General features: G+C 63.9%; 1 protein-coding gene. It reads right to left on the bottom strand.

The window, feature by feature from the left end; genetic code table 11:
• Nucleotides 1–474: transposase (locus AB3X98_RS42065; protein ID WP_368610456.1), on the bottom strand; the 474-nt coding region annotated here is incomplete at both ends.

Here is a 474-nt window from a genome sequence, read left to right as displayed (position 1 = left end):
CATGCCGCGAAGTGCGACCGTCGATTGCGCTGCCGCCCCAACGCTCATCGTTGCGCGCGACATGCGGTGTCACGTTGCGAGCGCGGCAATCGTTCACGAATTCGCGGGTGTCATACGCCTTGTCGGCACCAACTGTCTTCGCATGAGCGCCTGGCATGCAATCGAGCAATTGCAACGCGCTGGCCCGCTCGGCGAAACCATCTGCGTGACTGACCACGGCGCCGACCACCAGCCCCGAGCGATTCTCCATCAGGATGTGCCCGTGGTAGCACAGGATGGCCGGGCTCTTGTGGCTCTTCTTGAACAATCGCGCCTCAGGATCAGTAGTCGACTCGTGCGTGGCATTGCTACGTCGCTCGCCTTTCCAGTCAGTGTCGGCGTTGCGGCCACCGCCGGCCGGCGGACCATCGTCCGGGCCGTCCTTGCTGCGGAAGCTCTTGTGACTGGCCCACGCCTGAATCAGCGTGCCGTCCA

Source organism: Paraburkholderia sp. BR14312 (genome assembly GCF_040948675.1).
GTDB classification, from domain to species: Bacteria; Pseudomonadota; Gammaproteobacteria; order Burkholderiales; family Burkholderiaceae; genus Paraburkholderia; species Paraburkholderia nodosa_A.
Note: the sequence above shows the minus strand (reverse complement) of the source record. Positions and strands in the feature narration are given on the sequence as shown.